We start from the raw sequence: 17,567 nt of genomic DNA on the forward strand, positions 1-17,567 counted from the left end.
CCCGGCCGGACTCCCTTCGACGTCGCCGCCCCCCGTTCCCTTCCAAAAAAGAAGGGGGTCCGGGGCATCGCCCCGGGCCGGGTGCGGGGCGGCAGCCCCGCCGTTACAACACGAAGTAGCGCGCCTGCGGATGCAGACTGACGATGGCCGAGGTCGATTGCTCGGGTTCCAGCTGGAACTCGTCCGAAAGCCCGACCCCGATCCGCTCCGCTCCCAGCAGAGCGAGGATCTGCGCCTGATCCTCCAGCCGGGGGCAGGCGGGATAGCCGAACGAGAAGCGCGAGCCGCGATAGCCCTGGCGCAGCAGCTGGGCCGGTTCGGCGGCGTCCTCGGCGGCGAAGCCAAGCTCGGCGCGGATCCGCTTGTGGACATATTCGGCCAGCGCCTCGGCGACCTCGACCGACAGCCCGTGCAGATAGAGATAATCCTGATACTTGTCGGCCTCGAACCAGTGCCGCGCCGTCTCGGTCGCCTCGCGCCCGACCGTGACCACCTGCAACCCGATCACGTCGCGCGCCGGGTCGCCGACCGGGCGGAAGAAATCGGCGATCGAGATGCCGCCCTCGCGGGCCTGACGCGGGAAGGCGAAGCGGGCGACCTCGCGGGCCGGGTCGGCCGGGTCGAACAGCACCACGCTGTCGCCTTCGCTCGCCGCCGGCCAGTAGCCGTAGACCGCCTGCGGCCGCAGGATCTTCTCGTCGGCGCAGCGTTTGAGCAGGGCCAGCGCCTGCGGCCGCAGTTCGCGGTGGGCCCAGGCGCGGAATTCCTCGATCGTCCGCCCCTGTTTGCGGTAGCCCCAATGGAACTGGTAGAGGGTGGTCTCGTTGAGGAACGGCACCAGATTCTGGAGCGGCACCGCCTCGACCAGACGTGGCCCCCAGAACGGCGGAGTCGGCGGGGTCAGCTCGCGGTGCAGCTCGGCCCGGCGCAGATCGACCGCTTCCCAGTCGATCGGGCGGGTGGCGGCGCGCCAGTCGCCCGGACGCGGCGCCGAGGGCGCTGCCACCGGCACGGCCGCGTCGTCGTTGGCGGCGGTCGGGGCGGCCGGCGCGGCGGTGGCGGGACGGGCGTGGCTGTGGGCGTCGAAGCTGCCCTCGACCACCTTGCCCATCAGGGTCAGCCCGTCGAAGGCGTCGCGGGCATAGGCAACCCGGCCGCAGGCATAGGCGGCGTGGCAATCCTGCTCGACATAGCCGCGCGTCAGCGCGGCGCCACCCAGCAGCACCGGCAGATCGAGCCCCTCGCGGCTCATCTCCTCGAGGTTCTCGCGCATGATCACGGTCGATTTGACCAGCAGGCCGGACATCCCCACCGCGTCGGCGTTGTGGGCGCGGGCGGCCTTGATGATCTCGCCCACCGGCTGCTTGATGCCGATGTTGATCACCCGGTAGCCGTTGTTGGTCAGGATGATGTCGACCAGATTCTTGCCGATGTCGTGGACGTCGCCCTTGACGGTGGCCAGCACGATGGTCGCCTTGTGCTGCTGCGCGTCGCCCTTTTCCATCCGGGGTTCGAGATAGGCGACGGCGGCCTTCATCGTCTCGGCCGATTGCAGCACGAACGGCAGCTGCATCTTGCCCGAGCCGAACAGCTCGCCGACCGTCTTCATCCCGTCGAGCAGCAACTGGTTGATGATGTCGAGCGGGCTCCAGCCGGCCGCCAGCGCGGCGGCGAGGTCGTCGTCGAGCCCGGTGCGGTCGCCATCGACGATGCGTTGCTTGAGGCGCTCCTCGGGGGTGGCAGGGCGGGCCTTCTTGACCTCGGCCACGCCCCGGTCGCCGAACAGGGCGATGAAGCGGGCCAGCGCGCCCTCGTCGCGGTCGAGCAGCAGGTCCTCGGCGGCGGCGACCTCCTCGGCCGGCAGGGTGTGCAGCGGCAGGATCTTCGAGACGTGGACGATCGCCCCGGTCATGCCCCGGCGGCGGGCCAGATCGACGAACACCGAATTCAGCACCTGCCGCGCCGCCGGCTTCAGCCCGAACGAGATGTTCGACAGGCCGAGGATGATGCCGCATTCCGGCATCTCGGCGGCGATCCGCTCGATCGCGTCGAGGGTCTCGATGCCGAGGCGGCGGTCCTCGACATTGCCGGTGCAGACGGTGAAGGTCAGCGGGTCGAACAGCAGGTCCGACGCCGGCAGGCCGTGGCGGTTGACCGCGAAATCATACAGGCGGTGGGCGATGCGCAGCTTGGCCTCGGCCTCCTTGGCCATCCCCTGCTCGTCGATGGTCAGCGCCACCACCGCCGCGCCGTATTTGCGCGCCAGCGCCAGCCGCGCCGCCGCGTCTTCCTCGCCGTTCTCGAAATTGATCGAATTGAGGATCGCCTTGCCGCCATACAGCTTGAGCCCGGCCTCCAGCACCGGCAGCTCGGTCGAATCGATCACCAGCGGCGCGGTGACGGCGCCGCGCAGGCGCGACACCACCTCGGTCATGTCGCGCACCTCGTCGCGGCCGACATAGGCGGTGCAGACGTCGAGGGTGTGGCTGCCTTCCTTGACCTGATCGCGGGCGATGGCGACGATGCCGTCCCAATCCTCGGCCGCCTGGAGGTCGCGCACCTTCTTCGAGCCATTGGCGTTGCAACGCTCGCCGATCGACAGGAAGGCGTTTTCCTGCTTGAGCGGCACCTGGCTGTAGAGCGAGGCCACCGCCGGTACCCAATGCACGCTGCGCCTGACCGCCGCCGGCCGGCTGCCGGCGCCGATCCGCCGCAGCATCGCGTCGGTGGCGGCGATGTGGTCGGGGGTGGTGCCGCAGCAGCCGCCGACCAGATTGGCCCCCATCGCCACGAAGCGTTCGTGCCACACCGCCAGCTCGTCGGGCAGCAGCGGGTAGCGGGTCTTGCCCTCGACCAGTTCGGGCAGGCCGGCATTGGGCTGGATCGACAGCAGGCCGGGCCAGTTCTGCGCCAGCCAGGTGAAATGCTCGGCCATCTCCTGCGGTCCGGCGGCGCAGTTCATCCCGAGCAGCGGCACGCCGAGCGAGTGGACCACGGTGGCGGCGGCGGCGATGTCGGCGCCGACCAGCATCGTGCCGGTGGTCTCGACCGTGACCTGGACGAACATCGGCACATCGGCGTTGGCCTCGGCCACCGCCAGCTTGCAGCCATTGACCGCCGCCTTGATCTGGAGCGGGTCCTGGCAGGTTTCGATCAGGAAGGCGTCGGCGCCGCCGGCGATCAGCCCGGCGGCCTGGATCCGGTAGGCCGCCTCCAGCCGGTCGTAATCGATGTGGCCGAGCGAGGGCAGCTTGGTGCCCGGCCCGATCGCCCCCAGCACATAGCGCCGGCGCCCGTCGGCGAACAGCTCGGCCGCCTCGCGCGCCAGTTCGGCGGCGCGGCGGTTGAGGTCGAAGGCGCGGTCGGCGATGCCGAACTCGGCCAGGGTCAGCGGGCTGGCGCCGAAGCTGTCGGCCTCGACCATGTCGGCCCCGGCGGCGAAATAACGCTCGTGGATGCCGCGAATCACGTCGGGGCGGGATTCGACCAGGATCTCGGTACAGTTTTCGAGTCCGAGGAAATCCTTTTCGACCGACAGCGCCATCCCCTGGATCAGGGCGCCGGTGCCGCCGTCGCACAACAGAACGGATTGGGACAGGTGGTCGAGAAGGCTGCTCATCGCCGTAAGATCCTCGCGGGTGCGGAGTCAGTCTTACTAGACTGGATTCATCGCGCTGTCACGATTGCCGCGTCGGGGCGCCGCGTCCGGCCTGTGTGAAACGTCTCATTCTCTGCGGCAAGGGAAGGTTGTATCCTGGTCCCCAACGCAAGACGAGGGGGCGCGGGGGCCCGCTTCGTCCGGTTGAAGCGATGGTGCGCGAGATGACTCAGAAAATGGAAGCCGGCGCTGGCGCCGACCTGGGCCGGTCGTCCGATCCGGCGGTGGTGGCGGTGCGGTCGGCGCTGGAAGGCCCGGTGATCGAGGTGTTGCGGCGGGAGATCCCCAATCTGCAAACCCTGCCGCGCGGGGCCGCCTATGACGTGGTGATGAACGATCCCCGCCTGCTGGCCGAATGTTTCCACCTGTTCCGCAGCCGTCCCGAACTGTTCCGCGAGGTGGTGGTCGATGGCGAGCGCCGTCCGGTCACCCGCGACGAATCGCTGCTGGCCTGCGGCCGTACCCTGGGCGACGCGGTGGCGCTGGTGGTGCGGGCGGCGGCGCGGCGCCATTTCCGCCGCCGGCTCGACGATGGCCCGGCGCGGCTGGCCGCGCCGGTGATGCCGGAGGTGCCGGTGCTGAAGCGATGGGCGATCTCGCTCGGGCTGGCCGAGCCGCCGCGCCGGCCACGGCGTTCCACCGCGCCGTCGCGCGCCGACGAGCTGTATCGGGCGATCCGGGCCCATCTGTGCTTCGACTGGCAGGTGCCGTTGATCCCCCATTATGTGCCGATGACCCCGGCGCTGGTGACCAGTCTCGGCCCCCGGCTGCTCGACGTGCGCGAGGCGGCCGAATTGCGGGCCCTGGCCGCGCCCGGCGGCGCGCCGGCCGATGGGCGGGCGCCGCTGCTGCTTGACGGGGCGCGGCGGCTGATGGTGTCCGGCCATGACCGGATCGATGCCGAGGTGCTGTGGCGGGTGGTGCAGCAGATGGATCTCGGCCGGCTGTTCCCCCACGGCGAGACCGAGCGGATCCGCCGCGCGGTGGCCCAGGTGTCGGCGGTGCAGGGCGAGGTGATCCGGGCGCTGCTGCCGGTGCTGGGCGACGACATCCGCCGCTTCACCGTGTTCCTGATGGTGGCCTTCGTCGTGCTGGGCGAGCCGCGCTTCAAGCAGGATTTCTGCCACGAGGGCCGCGCCCACGCCGTGCGCCGGCTGGCCGAGCGGCTGGCGCCGCTGCCGGTGCCGCCGCCCAGCCTCGACGAGATGAACCGGTTCTATCAGGCGGTGCTGGGGACCGCCTATGCCGGCGGGGCCGAGCCCAATGGCGAGGCGCTGCTGATGACCCATCCCGATCTGGTCCGCGCCCTCGACGCGCTGGGGCCGGTGCCGGCGCCGCTGGGATAGGGCGGCCGGAAACGGTTCCGCCCGGGTGGGGGCCCGGGCGGATCGTGGGGTGGGAGAGAGAGCGGGCTCAGTGCCTCGGGGGACGGGGCGGCAGCGGCGGCGCGAGACGGCGCGGCCCGGAAAAGAGGCCCCGAACCGGCGGGAGCGGGGGAAAGCGCGCCGGTCCGGGGCGGCGGCGTGGCGGCAGGAACGGCACCACCGAGGACCAGGGAAGGGGGGAAATCCCTGGAGAAACGCCCGGGGGGACGGGCGAGGGGTGATGGGGGCCGTGGGGGCGGCTGCCGGCCGCGCCGGTCATGGTCAGAAACTCGCCTGGGCGAAGCCGGTGACTCGGCGGCGCAGTTCGGCGGCGGCGAGGTCGAGTTCGCCGAGAGACGCGGCGACCTGGGCGATGCGGCGGGTGAATTCGGCGCGGAATTGGGCAATGTCGAAGGTCATGTCCGTCGTCCTGTTCTCGGCGAAGCGGCGCTGTACCATACCAGCGTCTAGGGGGAGTATATGGAATTCGGTTAAACGGACTTGCGGCCCGATATAAACCGGGGGTGAATGGTGCAGATTTTTTTGGGGATTCTGCGGTTGGGGGCGCCGGCGGGAAACGGCCGGTGGCGGTCAGGACCGGGCGGAGCCCTCGTCGGCGCCGTCCGCCTCGATCCGGGCGTGAAAGCAGCGCAGGCACCACAGCACCGGGGCCAGCACCCGTTCGCGGACCACCCGGTGGCGGGTTGGCTGCCCGCATTGGGGGCAGAGGTGAATCTCGTCCTGGGCCTCGGCCACGTCCGGCGGTCTCTTAGTCGTCGTTCCCGTGCCGCCGAATGTGGCGGAAACAAAAATTCTGCCGGTGAAATCGACCGCAATCAACTCTTCATTTTATCGTGAGATCGGAACCTGCCAACGTCTTCCCACCACCGTGACGAGGAGGGTCAGTCTTGGACGACATCGATTGCGCCACCGAACGGTCTGAGGTTTTTACCGGAGCCGCTCTGCACGCCGTGCTGAGCCGCGTGACCGCCGGACCGCTGTCCAACGGGGTTTGCCAGTCCTGCCAGGATGCCATCGAGCCGGAACGGTTGCGGGCCAATCCCCGCGCCCGGCTGTGCGCCGGTTGCGCGGCGGAAGAGGAAGCCCACCGCCTGCGCCGCCGCCGCTGCGGTCCGCACGACTGAGATTTCCGTCAAACGCTGGGCGGGGCTGCCGCCCCGCCGCCCCGCTCGGGGAGCAAAGCTCCCCGAACCCCTCTTCTGTTTATCGATGAAAACCAGGGGGCCGGGGCGCCTCACACCTCGGTGATCGAGGCGAGGAAGCGATCGACCTCCTCGCGCAGCACCGTCGATTGGCGTTGCAGCGCCTCGACCGCGTCGAGCACGTCCTTGGCGGCGCGGTCGGTTTCCTGGATGGTCTGCGACACCGAGCCGATGGTCTCCGACACGAAATCGGTGCCGGTGGCGGCGTGATCGATGTTGCGGGCGATTTCCTGGGTGGCGGCGCCCTGCTGTTCGATCGCGGCGGCGATGGTGGTGGTGATGCCGTCCATCGAGGAGATGGTGGTGGTGATGCCGCGAATGGCGCGGACGGTCTTGTCGGTTTCCTGCTGGATGGTGGAGATCTGCGACGAGATGTCGTCGGTGGCGCCGACGGTCTGGCGGGCGAGGTTCTTGACCTCCGAGGCGACCACGGCAAAGCCCTTGCCGGCCTCGCCGGCCCGCGCCGCCTCGACGGTGGCGTTCAGCGCCAGCAGGTTGGTCTGCTCGGCGATGCCGGTGATCATCTCGATGATCTCGCCGATCTTCTCGGCCGCGCCGGCCAGCCCCTGGACCCGGCCGTTGACGGTGTCGGCCTCGCGGGTGGCGGTGGCGGCGACCCGGTTGGACATGCCGACCTGCTCGGCGATCTCGCGGATCGAGGCCGACAGTTCCTCGGCGGCCGAGGCGACCATGCGGACGTTCTGATTGGCGTCGACCGCCTGGGTGGCGGCGGCGTTGGCGCTGGTCAGGGCGCGGTCGGCCGAGGCGACCATCCCCCGGGCCGACGCGGTCATCCGCTGCGCCGCCTCGGACACCGAATCGAGCACCGCGGTCACCGCCTTGTCGAAGGCGGCGATCAGGCCTTCAAGCCGCTTCATCCGTTCCTCGCGGTGGCGGGCGAGGGCGGCGGCGTCGGCCTCCATTTGCTGCTTGGCGATGGCGTTGTCCTTGAACACCTGGACGGCGCGGGCGATGTCGCCGACCTCGTCGCTGCGGTCGAGCGCGGGCACCTCGACCGCGACGTCGCCGCCGGCCAGCGCGTTCATCCGCCGGGTCATGTCCCCGATCGGGTTGGCGATGATGCGGTTGAGGCTCCAGCGCACGCCCAGCACCGCCAGTAGGGTGGCGATCACCCCGCCGATCGCCAGCCACAGCACGATCTGCTTGAGGCGGGCATCGGATTCGGCGGTGGACAGCGAGGAGGACAGCACCGCGATCACCTCGCCGTCGCCGATCCCCATCCCGCCGTGACAGGTGTGACAGACCGGCTGGTCGGCGCCCTCGGTGACGCCGAGCACGATCGGGAAGGAATAGCGGTAATAGCCGTCGACGAAGCGGCCGACCGGCTTCTTGGTCTCGAACGCCTCGCGATCGACCGCGTCGCGCGGCAGCTTGGGCGGCCGGTTGGGCTCGGCCTCCTTCATGTAGGCGGTGACCTTGGGGCCCCAGGCGCTCCACACCTTGCCGGGATAATGGACGTTGCGGCTGTCGAACCAGTTGTTGAAGACGGTGATGCCGATATTGTCGCCGTCGTCCGGGCGCTTGGCCATCACGTTGACGATCAGCGCGTGCAGCGAGGTCATCTCGTTGGCGGACAGGCGTTGCAGCTGTTTTTCGGTCTCGGCGGATTCGAAGCGGGCGATGGTGATCACCACCCCCAGAATCAACAGGGCGACGCCACAGCCGACGATCGCCATGAAGCGGCTCGACAGCCGCAGGTTAGCCCAAACTTTGGCCACGAACAGCGTACTCCTTCTCCGCCGGCAACAGGACCGACCCTGAGTCCAGAGTGTAAAAAAACATCCACAAGTTTAATCCCCTCGGGTGAAAAAGGAAAGGACGGCCGCGATCGCGACCGTCCCTTCCCTTGCAGCCGATAAGGATCAATACGCGCGTCAGGCGCGGACGCAGGAATCGTATTCGGCGATCATGGTCTTGGTCACCTCACCGGGGGTGAAGCGATAGGGGCCGATCTCGCTCACCGGGGTGATTTCGGCGGCGGTGCCGGTGATGAAGCATTCGCTGGCCTTGGCCATCTCCTCGGGCAGGATCGCCCGCTCGACCACGGTGAAGCCCTTGGCCCGGGCCAGCGCGATCACGGTCTGGCGGGTGATGCCGTTGAGGAAACAGTCGGGCAGCGGGGTGTGGATCTCGTTGCCGATGACGAAGAACACGTTGGCCCCGGTCGCCTCGGCCACCTGGCCGCGCCAGTCGAGCATCAGGGCGTCGTCATAGCCCTCGGCCTCGGCCTTGTGCTTGCTCATGGTGCAGATCATGTAGAGGCCGGCGGCCTTGGCCTGGGTCGGGGCGGTTTCCGGATGCGGGCGCTTCCAGGCGGCGAAGCCGAGACGGATGCCGCGCATCCGCGCCTCGGGGGTGAAGTAGCTCGGCCAGGTCCAGGTGGCGATGGCGACGCGGGTGCGGGTGTTGTGGGCGGCAACGCCCATCATCTCGCTGCCGCGCCACACCACCGGGCGGACATAGCCGTTGGTGATGCCGTTGGCGGCCAGGGTCTCCATCGTCGCCGCGTCGAGCTGTTCGACGCTGAACGGGATCTCCATCCCGAGCACGCTGGCCGAGTCGATCAGGCGCTGGGAATGTTCGCGCAGCTTGAACACCTTGCCGTCATAGACCCGCTCGCCCTCGAACACGCAGGATCCATAATGCAGGCCATGGGTCAGAACGTGGATCTTGGCCTCGCGCCAGGGGGTCAGCTTGCCGTCGAGCCAGATGAAGCCATCACGATCGTCGAAGGGAAGAGCAGCCATGACAATGTCCGTTCGGAAAGGGTATGGGGAGGGTTTGTGATCGAAAATTACCGATCTTGCTTGCATCTTGTAACACCGTTAGGCAAATATGTCAACATGACTGACCGAAAAACCCCGGCCCCCCCGCTGACCGCCGAAGAGGTGGCGCTGCGCCAGAGCATTGAGCTGCTGTTCTTCGCCTATCGCGACTTCACCGGCGAGGCCGACGCGATCCTGGCGGAGTACGGCTTCGGCCGCGCCCATCACCGGGTGATCTACTTCGTCGGCCGCCATGCCGGCACCAGCGTCAGCGAGCTGCTCGACACGCTGCGCATCACCAAGCAGAGTCTGGCCCGGGTGCTGGGGCAATTGGTCGCCGAGGGCTTCATCCACCAGCGGCCCGGTCCGCATGACCGGCGCCAGCGTCTGCTGACCCTGACCGAGCGCGGCCGGGCGCTGGAGGCGCGGGTCACCGCGCGTCAGGCGGCGCGGATCGCCCGCGCCTGTGCCGCCGCCGGTCCCGGCGCGGCCGAGGGCTTCCAGCGGGTGCTGCTCGGGCTGATCGAGGAGAGCGACCGCGGCCGCTTCGCGCTGCCGCCGCGCGACGGGGAATGACGACGATGGAAGGCGGGCATGTCCTGGTGGTCGATGACGACCGCCGTTTGCGCGATCTGCTGGCGAAGTACCTGACCGAGAACGGCTATCTGGTGGTCACCGCCGCCGAGGCCGGCGAGGCCCGCCGCCACCTCGCCGCGCTGGCCTTCGACGTGATGGTGCTCGACGTGATGATGCCGGGCGAGGACGGCATCGCCCTGACCCGGGCGCTGCGCGCCGAGGGCAACCGCCTGCCGATCCTGCTGCTGACCGCGCGCGGCGAGGTCAATGACCGCATTCGCGGCCTGGAGGCCGGGGCCGACGATTATCTGTCGAAGCCGTTCGAGCCGCGCGAGCTGCTGCTGCGGCTGGCCTCGATCCTGCGCCGCGCCCCGCGCGACCAGGGCGAGGCGGCGCCCTCCACCCTGCGCCTCGGCGCCTTCACCTGGGATCTGGCCCGGGCCGAATTGCGGCGGGGCGACCAGCCGGTCCACCTCACCCAGGCCGAGCGCGACCTGCTGGCGGTGCTGGCCGAGGCCGCCGGCCAGGGGGTGTCGCGCGACGAGCTGGCCGCCCGCACCGGCAGCGCCGCCAACCCCCGCGCGGTCGATGTCCAGGTGACCCGCCTGCGCAAGAAGATCGAGGACGATCCCCGCCTGCCGCGCTATCTCCAGACCGTGCGCGGCACCGGGTACATGTTGCGGCCGGACTGACGGCGGCGGGCGAGGAGGTGGGGATGACGCGACCGGAAGTCTGGCTGAAGCGGGCGCTGCCGCACGGTTTGCTGGGGCGGTCGCTGCTGATCATCGTCATGCCGCTGGTGGTGCTGCAACTGGTCTCGACCTACGTGTTCTACGCCAGCCACTGGGAGACGGTGTCGCGCCGGCTGGCCAAGGGGCTGGCCGGCGACATCGCCACGGTGATCGAGGCGACCCGCGCCTTCCCCGACGCCGAATCCCGCCGCACCATCCTGTCGATCGCCGCCGCCAAGATGGAACTGGATGCCCGCTTCATCCCCGGCGGCATCCTCGCCAACCAGCCGCCGCCGCCGCTGTCCGGGGTGCTCGACCGGGCGATGGAGGACGCGATGGCCGAGCAGGTGCAGCGCCCCTACCGGATGGATGCCGAATCGCTCGAACGCGAGGTGGTGATCCGGGTCCAGTTGTCCGACGGGCTGCTTGAGATCTACGCCCCGAAGAAGCGGCTGTTCTCCTCCACCACCTACGTCTTCATCCTATGGATGCTGGGCACGGCGATGCTGCTGTTCGGCATCGCCACCGTGTTCATGCGCAATCAGGTCCGCAGCGTGCGCAAGCTGGCGGTGGCGGCCGACCGCTTCGGCAAGGGGCTCGACGTGCTGGCGTTCAAGCCGGAGGGGGCGACCGAGGTGCGCCAGGCCGCCCAGGCCTTCAACCTGATGCGCGAGCGGATCCAGCGCCAGATCCAGCAGCGCACCGAGATGCTGGCCGGGGTGTCGCACGATCTGCGCACGCCGCTGACCCGGATGAAGCTGCAACTGGCGATGCTGGGCGCGGTCGAGGGGCGGGCCGAGCTGGAAGAGGACGTCGCCGAGATGGAGCGGATGATCGAGGGCTACCTCGCCTTCGCCCGCGGCGAGGGGACCGAGACCCCGGTCGAGACCGATCTGCCCGGGCTGGTCGAGGACGTGGTCGGCCGTTTCCGCCGCCAGGGCGCGGCGATCGACCTGCACAGCGAGGGCGAGCTGACCATGCCGCTGCGCCCGGTGGCGATCAGCCGGGTGCTGGCCAACCTGCTCGGCAACGCGGTGCGGCACGGCCGCGCCCCCGAGGGCCATGTCTGGGTCCGGGTCGGGCGGCGCCAGAACGCCGCCGAGCTGCTGATCGACGATGACGGCCCCGGCATCCCCCCGGTGCGGCGCGACGAGGTGTTCCGTCCGTTCACCCGGCTCGATTCCGCCGCCGCCGGCGGGGTCGGGCTCGGCCTGACCATCGCCCGCGACATCGTCCGCGCCCATGGCGGCGAGATCAAGCTGGAGGATTCGCCGCTCGGCGGGCTGCGGGTGCGGCTGCGCCTGCCGCTGTGATCCGGCGAAGGGGCTTAAACCGGCGCCCCTTTCGACGTATGCTCGAGTCTCCGCAGCGGGAGGGGATGATGACCGACAATCTGCTCGCCCAACAGAACGCCAACACCATGGCGCTGATCGCCTACATCTGCATGCTGACCGGGCTGCTGTTCCCGGTGACGATGGTCGCGGCGGTGGTGATCGCCTACGTCTATCGCGGCACCGACACGGTGCTCGACACCCATTTCGGCAACGTGATCCGGGTGTTCTGGTGGGGCCTCGGGATCGGGATCTTCGGGCTGCTGACCAGCTTCATCGTCGTCGGCTGGGTCGTCCTGTTCGGCCTGTATGTCTGGATCCTGATCCGGATGATCCGTGGCCTGTCGGCGCTGAAGCGTGGCGTCCCCTTTGGCGCGCCGCCGGTGCTGGCCCCGGTGCCGCCGGACAGCGAGGCCGAGGCCTGATCTGATCCCCGGCCGCCGGCTCAGGCCGGCGGGGCCGGGGCGTCGAGCAGGCTGCGCACGGTCTCGACCAGCAGCGGGATGTCGATCGGCTTGGTCAGATAGGCGTTGAAGCCGGCGGCGAGGCCGCGTTCGATGTCGCGCGCCATCGCCAGCGCGGTGACGGCGGCCACCGGGATCGCCTCGGTCTGCGGATCGGCGCGCAGCCGCCCCAGCATCTCGCAGCCATCCATCCCCGGCAGATTGATGTCGAGCAGGATCAGGTCGGGCCGGCGCAGCCGGGCGAGGTCGAGCCCCAGCCCCGGGGTCGGCGCGGTGACCAGCCGCAATTGCGGCATGGTGGCGAACACCTGTTCCAGCAGCTTCAGATTGACCGGATCGTCATCGACATAGAGCACCGTCGCGGTGACCGGGCGGTCGTCGGCCAACGGAGCGGCGGCGGGCAGGGCGGCGACGCGGCTGGGGTCGGGCGGCTCGGCCCGCAATTCGATCGAAAAGGCGCTGCCCTGGCCGGGATGGCTCTCGACCGAGATCCGCCCGGCCATCGCCTCGACGATGCGGCGCGACAGCGCGAGGCCGATGCCGGTGCCCTCGGTGTCGGTGTATTCGGCCCCCAGCCGGTTGAACGGGATGAACAGCTCCTGGAGCCGGTCGGGGGCGATGCCGCGCCCGGTGTCGGCCACGGTCAGGCGCAGGGTCTCGGGGCCGGTGCGGCGGGTCAGGATCCGCACCGTGCCGTTGGGGCGGTTGTACTTGATCGCGTTCGACAGGAGGTTGACCAGCACCTGCTTGAGGCGCAGCCGGTCGGCGCGGGCGGCCAGTCCCGGCTCGGCGGCGCGCCGGATCAGGGCGATGCCGCGCTCCTGGGCCAGCGGCGCGATCAGGTCGAGGCATTCGGTCAGCACCGGTTCGACCGGCACCGATTCGATCGACAGGTCGATCCGCCCGGCCTCGATCCGGGCGAGGTCGAGGATCTCGTTGATCAGGTCGAGCAGGTGGCGGCCGGCCTGATAGATCGTCAGCACGCTGTCGCGCTGGGACGCGGTCAGGGTCGCATCCATTTCGAGGAACTGCGAGAAGCCGAGAATCGCGTTCATCGGCGTGCGCAGTTCGTGGCTCATGTTGGCGAGGAAGGCCGATTTGGCCTGGCTGGCCGCCTCGGCGGCGTCGCGGGCGTCGCTCAGTTCGCGCTGGCGTTCGATCTCGGGCGAATAATCGCTGAAGATGCTGAACAGGAACTGGGCCCGGCCGCGCTGGTCGAGCGCCACCCCGACATTGCACAGGGCGGTGAAGCTGGTGCCGTCGGCGCGGGCGACCTCGAGCAGTCCGGTCCAGTTGCGGCGTTCGGCATAGGCGGCGGCCACCGCCAGCGCCGCCGGCGAGGCCGGGTCGCCCAGGAACTCGGTGTAGGGATGCCGCTCGATCTGGTCGCGGCGGTAGCCGGTCAGGGTCAGATAGGCCTGGTTGACGAACAGGATCCGGCCGTCGGGCTCGGCGATGCGGATCGCCTGCCCGGCATCGTCGACCAGCCGGCGGAACAGGTCGCGGTTGGCGTTGGCCTTCTCGCGCTCGGTGACGTCGAGCAGGGTGCCGACCATCCGCGTCGGCTGGTCCGGGCTGTCGCAGCCGAGATGGGTGCGGGCCTGGAGGTGGCGCAGGCTGCCGTCGGGGCGGCGGATCCGCACCAGCACGTCCTCGGGCACGTCCTCGGGCGCGCCCTCGCCCTCGCCCAGCCGGCGCAGGGTCTCGTCGAAGGCGGCGCGGTCGTCGGGATGGATCGCGCCGAGGAAGGCCGCAAAGGTCGGCACGAACGGCTCCTGGTCGCGGCCGAACAGGGCGTAGGTGGTCTCCGACCACACCATCGCCCCGGTGGCGGGGACGTATTCCCAACTGCCGAGACCGGCGAGGCGCTGGGCCTCGGCCAGACGGCGGCGGCTGTCGCTGGCTTCGAGCTCGGCCGCCTTGCGGGCGCCGACATCCTCCGACAGGCAGAGAAAATGGCTGATCCGCCCGTCCGGGTCCCGGATCGGGGTGATGGAGGCGGCGACCCACAGCGGGCTGCCGTCCTTGCGCTGGTTGCGCAATTCGCCCCGCCAGGACTGGCCGGCATGGATCTGCTGCCGCATCGCCCGGAACAGGGCGCCGTCCGCCTGCTCGCCGTGGAACAGGTTCGGGGTCCGGCCCAATACCTCGTCGAGCCGGTAGCCGTAATGGCGCAGCAGGGTCGGGTTGGCATATTCGATCGTGTCGTCGGGCGCGGTGATCAGCACCCCGACCGGGCTCTGCTCGACCGCGACCGACAGCTTGCGCAGGCTGGCCTCGGCGGTCTTGCGGCGGTGGATGTCCTGGGTGATCCCCAGCACCCGCGCCGGCCGGCCCTCGCGGTCGCACACCACCGCGCCGCGCTCGTGCAGCCAACGCTCGGACCCGTCGGGCAGGCAGACCCGGTGCTCGACCTCGTAGGGGCGGCGCTCGTGGATGGCCCGCCCGAACGCCCGGCGCACCGTGGCGCGGTCCTCGGGATGCAGCACCCGGACGAAGGTGTCGTAGCCGATCCGCCCCACCGTGTCCTCCACCCCGAGCAGCGCCGGCAGCCGCTCGGAATGGTGCAGGGTGCGGGTGGCGATGTCGAATTCCCACGAGGCGATGTTGGCGAAGCTCTGGGCCAGCCGCAGCCGGCGCAGGGTGAGCGACAGCCGGCCGAGCTTGCCTTCGAGGATGGCGACGCGGGCCTCGCCCTTGTGGCCGCTCTCGTCGAGGGCGCGGGCATGGTGTTCGTCCCGTTCGCGCACCGCCTCGGCCAGCCGGTTGACCGCGGCGGCGAGGCGGCCGAGATCGTCGTCGCCCTCGGGCAGCGGCGGGGCGTCGGTGCGGCCGGAGGCCAGGGTCTGGCTGGCCTCGGTCAGATCGTCGAGCCGGCGGGCGGCGCGCAGGCCGAAGCCCCCCAGCAGCAGCACCGACAGGCCGAGGCCGATCGTCGCCAGCGCCAGATCCTCGATCAGCATCTCCCGCCGGGCCTCGATCACCTGGGTCAGGTCGAGGCCGAAATGCACCCGCCCCAGCACCCGCCCGGCGAAGGCGACGCTGCGGGCGGCGTCATAGCGGCGGTCGCGGCCGAGATCGAGCCGGGTCGGCGGCGGGCCGGGCGGCGGCAGCGGGGTGGCCTCGGGCCAGCCGCTGAAGGCCAGTGGTTCGCCGCGCGGGCCGAGCACGGCGAGATAGACCAGCCCGCGCGCGGCCCGGCTTTCGTCGAGCACGGCGTGAACGGTGGCGGTGTCCTGCTGCGACAGCGGCGCGACCAGGGCGGCGGCCAGCACCGGCCCCAGCATCACCGCCTCGTCCTCGATCTGCCGCAGCAGCTTGTCCTCGGTGCGGCGCAGGTCGTTGCCGATCACCAGCGACAGGCCGAGGATCTCCACCCCCAGCGCCACCAGCAGCAGCCGGCCGCCCATCGTCCGCCACAGCCGCCTCATCGCGTCGCTCCGGCCGGGCCGGCGCGGCGGGGCGGGGCCGGCGGGAAGGGGAAGGGCAATCGATGCATCGGGGCCGGCCTTTGTCCTGTTCGCCTCGTGACGTCAGGATAGACCGGGCGGGCCGCCGCGAAAAATAGGGTTACCCCCCGAGGCGGCCGAGCCGGGCGTTGCCGGCTCCGACATGGGTCCCCGACGGGATCGCCGCCATCATCTGGTCGATCTGGCGGCGGTGGGCCAGATAGCGGTCGAGGTCGCGCCCGGCCAGCTTGATCCCGGTCGGCACCTTGATGCTCATCGGATTGATCTGGGTGGTGCCGACCAGCACCTCGTAATGCAGGTGCGGCCCGGTGGCGCGGCCGGTGGCGCCGACATAGCCGATGATCTGGCCCTGGCTGACATGGCGGCCGGTATGGATGCCGGGGGCGATCCGGCTCATGTGGGCATAGGCGGTGCCGTAGCCGTTGCCGTGGCGCAGGCGGACATAATTGCCGTAGGCGCCGAACGGCCCGGCCATCTCGACGGTGCCGTCGCCGGCGGCCTGGATCGGGGTGCCGGGGGGGACGCCGAAATCGACTCCCTTGTGCATCTTGCTGTAGCCGAGGATCGGATGGTTGCGCATGCCGAAGCCCGAGGTGATGCGGGCGCCGTCGACCGGGGTCTTCAGCAGCGCCTTGCGCACGCTCTCGCCGGTGGCGGTGAAGTACTCGCCGCGGCCGTCGGTGCTTTCATAGCGATAAAGGCCGAGGGCGGTGCCGGACAGATCGAGCCCGACCCGGATCAGGTCGCCGGCGCGGACCAGCTTGCCCTTGGTGTCGTACCACGCCTCGAACAGCACGTCGAAGCGGTCGCCCGGCTGGAGGTCGCGCTGGAAATCGACGTCGTAGCTGAGCGCCTTGATCATCTCCAGCACCACCGGCACCGGCACGCCGGCGTCGGTCGCGCTGTCATACAGGCTGAATTTGATGCTGCCCTGGAAATGGGCGATCTGGCGGCTGAGCTGCCGCTTGGTCTCGACCGCCTCGAATCCCTTGTCGCCGCGCCGGGCGACGATGTCGCGCATCGCGTCGGGGGCGAGGCTGACCTGGCGGAACGGCCCGCGCCCGAAGCCGTAGGGCGAGGGGGCGAAGGTCACCGTCACCTTCTGCCCGGCCTTCAGGGTGCGCGGGTCGATCAGATGATAAAGCGCCTCGGCGGCGGCGGCGGCCTCGCCGGCGGCGACCCCGGCCCGGCCGATCAGTTCGGGCATGGTGTCGCCCGAGCCGAGCGTCAGCACCGATTCGAACGGGCGGCGGGCGATGTCCTCGATCTCGCTGTCGGCGGTGTCGGGCTGGGGCTGGGCGTCGCCCTCGGCCTCCAGATCAAGATAAAGAGGCGGACGGGGCTCGAGCGGCCCCTCGCCACCGCCGAACGGGGGGAAGGGGACGAAGGGCCGGGCCAGCAGCACCGCGATCGCGCCGACCAGCAGAACCACGGCGATCGCTTTGAGGCTGCGCTTCAGTTTGGCTGTGACATGGCCGGCCAAGGGACGGGTTCGCTGCTGTCATGTGGATAAAGTCAGGCGGGTTATCGCAGCCCGGCCGCCCCCAAGGCAACCCCAAATGCCCGTATTTTTCGCTTGACTGTGCCTTGGGGGCACCCGAAGCGGCGCGGACGGTTTCTCGGGGAAAAACCTGAAAAAAGGAGTTGACCCGGCGTCGGATGAGGCCTAGAAAGCGCCCCTCGCCGCGACGGACCGAGTGGTTCCGAAGCGACGGGGGCCTCGAAGAAGGCCGCTGCCACCGGGTCGCACCGGCGGCGTAAAAAAGCGGTTGACACGGGGGCCGGCGCTGAAGTAGAAACGGCGCCCTTGCCGCTCCGGACCTTCCGGCGGCGGCGAAAAAAAAGAGATTGACACGGCCGGCCGGGCCGAGTAGAAACCGGCCTCCCGCTGCGGCGGGCCTCGCCTCCGAGCGGGACGGAAGACGGAAACGTCCTCCTGCTGTTTGACAAGTGAAGAGACAGGA

At 70.0% G+C, this 17,567-nt stretch carries 13 protein-coding genes; 6 read left to right on the forward strand and 7 right to left on the reverse strand.

Annotated elements, in window-relative coordinates:
- Positions 1-103: 103 nt before the first annotated feature.
- Positions 104-3,619, reverse strand: a complete 3,516-nt coding sequence (gene metH / locus ACFSNB_RS08040; protein WP_377315640.1) for a methionine synthase — start codon at positions 3,617-3,619, stop codon at positions 104-106.
- Between the two features lie 215 nt (positions 3,620-3,834).
- Here metH and ACFSNB_RS08045 point away from each other — a divergent pair, with 215 nt between their 5' ends.
- Positions 3,835-5,004 carry a hypothetical protein gene (locus tag ACFSNB_RS08045; protein WP_377315641.1) on the forward strand — a complete coding sequence of 390 codons (1,170 nt, stop codon included), beginning with the start codon at positions 3,835-3,837 and terminating at the stop codon, positions 5,002-5,004.
- 300 nt (positions 5,005-5,304) lie between these two features.
- Here the strand turns inward: ACFSNB_RS08045 and ACFSNB_RS08050 are convergent, their stop codons facing one another.
- The gene (locus ACFSNB_RS08050) at positions 5,305-5,442 is read right to left on the reverse strand and encodes a hypothetical protein (protein WP_377315642.1); all 138 of its coding nucleotides are present in this window, start codon (positions 5,440-5,442) and stop codon (positions 5,305-5,307) included.
- Between the two features lie 171 nt (positions 5,443-5,613).
- Positions 5,614-5,778, reverse strand: coding sequence for a hypothetical protein (locus ACFSNB_RS08055; RefSeq protein ID WP_377315643.1), 165 nt, complete (start codon positions 5,776-5,778; stop codon positions 5,614-5,616).
- 152 nt (positions 5,779-5,930) lie between these two features.
- Here ACFSNB_RS08055 and ACFSNB_RS08060 point away from each other — a divergent pair, with 152 nt between their 5' ends.
- Positions 5,931-6,167, forward strand: coding sequence for a TraR/DksA C4-type zinc finger protein (locus tag ACFSNB_RS08060; protein ID WP_377315644.1), 237 nt, complete (start codon positions 5,931-5,933; stop codon positions 6,165-6,167).
- Between the two features lie 110 nt (positions 6,168-6,277).
- Here ACFSNB_RS08060 and ACFSNB_RS08065 read toward each other — a convergent pair whose 3' ends face one another.
- Both ACFSNB_RS08065 and ACFSNB_RS08070 read right to left on the reverse strand, forming a co-directional pair.
- Positions 6,278-7,984, reverse strand: coding sequence for a methyl-accepting chemotaxis protein (locus ACFSNB_RS08065; RefSeq protein WP_377315645.1), 1,707 nt, complete (start codon positions 7,982-7,984; stop codon positions 6,278-6,280).
- A 156-nt stretch (positions 7,985-8,140) separates the two neighbouring features.
- Positions 8,141-9,013 (reverse strand): branched-chain amino acid aminotransferase, encoded by an 873-nt coding sequence (locus ACFSNB_RS08070; protein ID WP_377315646.1) that lies wholly within the window; start codon positions 9,011-9,013, stop codon positions 8,141-8,143.
- Between the two features lie 96 nt (positions 9,014-9,109).
- Between ACFSNB_RS08070 and ACFSNB_RS08075 the strand changes: the two genes are divergently transcribed.
- The 4 genes from ACFSNB_RS08075 (at position 9,110) to ACFSNB_RS08090 (ending at position 12,094) form a co-directional block, all read left to right on the forward strand.
- On the forward strand, positions 9,110-9,607 hold the full coding sequence (locus ACFSNB_RS08075) for a MarR family winged helix-turn-helix transcriptional regulator (protein ID WP_377315647.1): 498 nt from the start codon (positions 9,110-9,112) through the stop codon (positions 9,605-9,607).
- Between the two features lie 5 nt (positions 9,608-9,612).
- Positions 9,613-10,299 carry a response regulator gene (locus tag ACFSNB_RS08080; protein WP_377315652.1) on the forward strand — a complete coding sequence of 229 codons (687 nt, stop codon included), beginning with the start codon at positions 9,613-9,615 and terminating at the stop codon, positions 10,297-10,299.
- A gap of 23 nt (positions 10,300-10,322) precedes the next feature.
- Positions 10,323-11,651 carry an ATP-binding protein gene (locus tag ACFSNB_RS08085; RefSeq protein WP_377315648.1) on the forward strand — a complete coding sequence of 443 codons (1,329 nt, stop codon included), beginning with the start codon at positions 10,323-10,325 and terminating at the stop codon, positions 11,649-11,651.
- Between the two features lie 68 nt (positions 11,652-11,719).
- On the forward strand, positions 11,720-12,094 hold the full coding sequence (locus tag ACFSNB_RS08090; RefSeq protein ID WP_377315649.1) for a DUF4870 family protein: 375 nt from the start codon (positions 11,720-11,722) through the stop codon (positions 12,092-12,094).
- Positions 12,095-12,114: 20 nt separating this feature from the next.
- Here ACFSNB_RS08090 and ACFSNB_RS08095 read toward each other — a convergent pair whose 3' ends face one another.
- Both ACFSNB_RS08095 and ACFSNB_RS08100 read right to left on the reverse strand, forming a co-directional pair.
- On the reverse strand, positions 12,115-15,564 hold the full coding sequence (locus tag ACFSNB_RS08095; protein ID WP_377315650.1) for a PAS domain S-box protein: 3,450 nt from the start codon (positions 15,562-15,564) through the stop codon (positions 12,115-12,117).
- A gap of 139 nt (positions 15,565-15,703) precedes the next feature.
- The gene (locus ACFSNB_RS08100) at positions 15,704-17,086 is read right to left on the reverse strand and encodes a peptidoglycan DD-metalloendopeptidase family protein (protein WP_377315651.1); all 1,383 of its coding nucleotides are present in this window, start codon (positions 17,084-17,086) and stop codon (positions 15,704-15,706) included.
- Positions 17,087-17,567 lie beyond the last annotated feature (481 nt).

The organism is Phaeospirillum tilakii, from assembly GCF_042683125.1.
Classification (GTDB): Bacteria; Pseudomonadota; Alphaproteobacteria; order Rhodospirillales; family Magnetospirillaceae; genus Phaeospirillum; species Phaeospirillum tilakii.

What these genes read in the sequence shown, in the direction of transcription:
- metH (WP_377315640.1), bottom strand. Translation starts at nt 3,619, where the DNA reads ATGAGCAGCCTTCTCGACCACCTGTCCCAATCCGTTCTGTTGTGCGAC.
- ACFSNB_RS08045 (WP_377315641.1), top strand. Translation starts at nt 3,835, where the DNA reads ATGGAAGCCGGCGCTGGCGCCGACCTGGGCCGGTCGTCCGATCCGGCG.
- ACFSNB_RS08050 (WP_377315642.1), bottom strand. Translation starts at nt 5,442, where the DNA reads ATGACCTTCGACATTGCCCAATTCCGCGCCGAATTCACCCGCCGCATC.
- ACFSNB_RS08070 (WP_377315646.1), bottom strand. Translation starts at nt 9,013, where the DNA reads ATGGCTGCTCTTCCCTTCGACGATCGTGATGGCTTCATCTGGCTCGAC.
- ACFSNB_RS08075 (WP_377315647.1), top strand. Translation starts at nt 9,110, where the DNA reads ATGACTGACCGAAAAACCCCGGCCCCCCCGCTGACCGCCGAAGAGGTG.
- ACFSNB_RS08080 (WP_377315652.1), top strand. Translation starts at nt 9,613, where the DNA reads ATGGAAGGCGGGCATGTCCTGGTGGTCGATGACGACCGCCGTTTGCGC.
- ACFSNB_RS08085 (WP_377315648.1), top strand. Translation starts at nt 10,323, where the DNA reads ATGACGCGACCGGAAGTCTGGCTGAAGCGGGCGCTGCCGCACGGTTTG.
- ACFSNB_RS08090 (WP_377315649.1), top strand. Translation starts at nt 11,720, where the DNA reads ATGACCGACAATCTGCTCGCCCAACAGAACGCCAACACCATGGCGCTG.
- ACFSNB_RS08095 (WP_377315650.1), bottom strand. Translation starts at nt 15,564, where the DNA reads ATGAGGCGGCTGTGGCGGACGATGGGCGGCCGGCTGCTGCTGGTGGCG.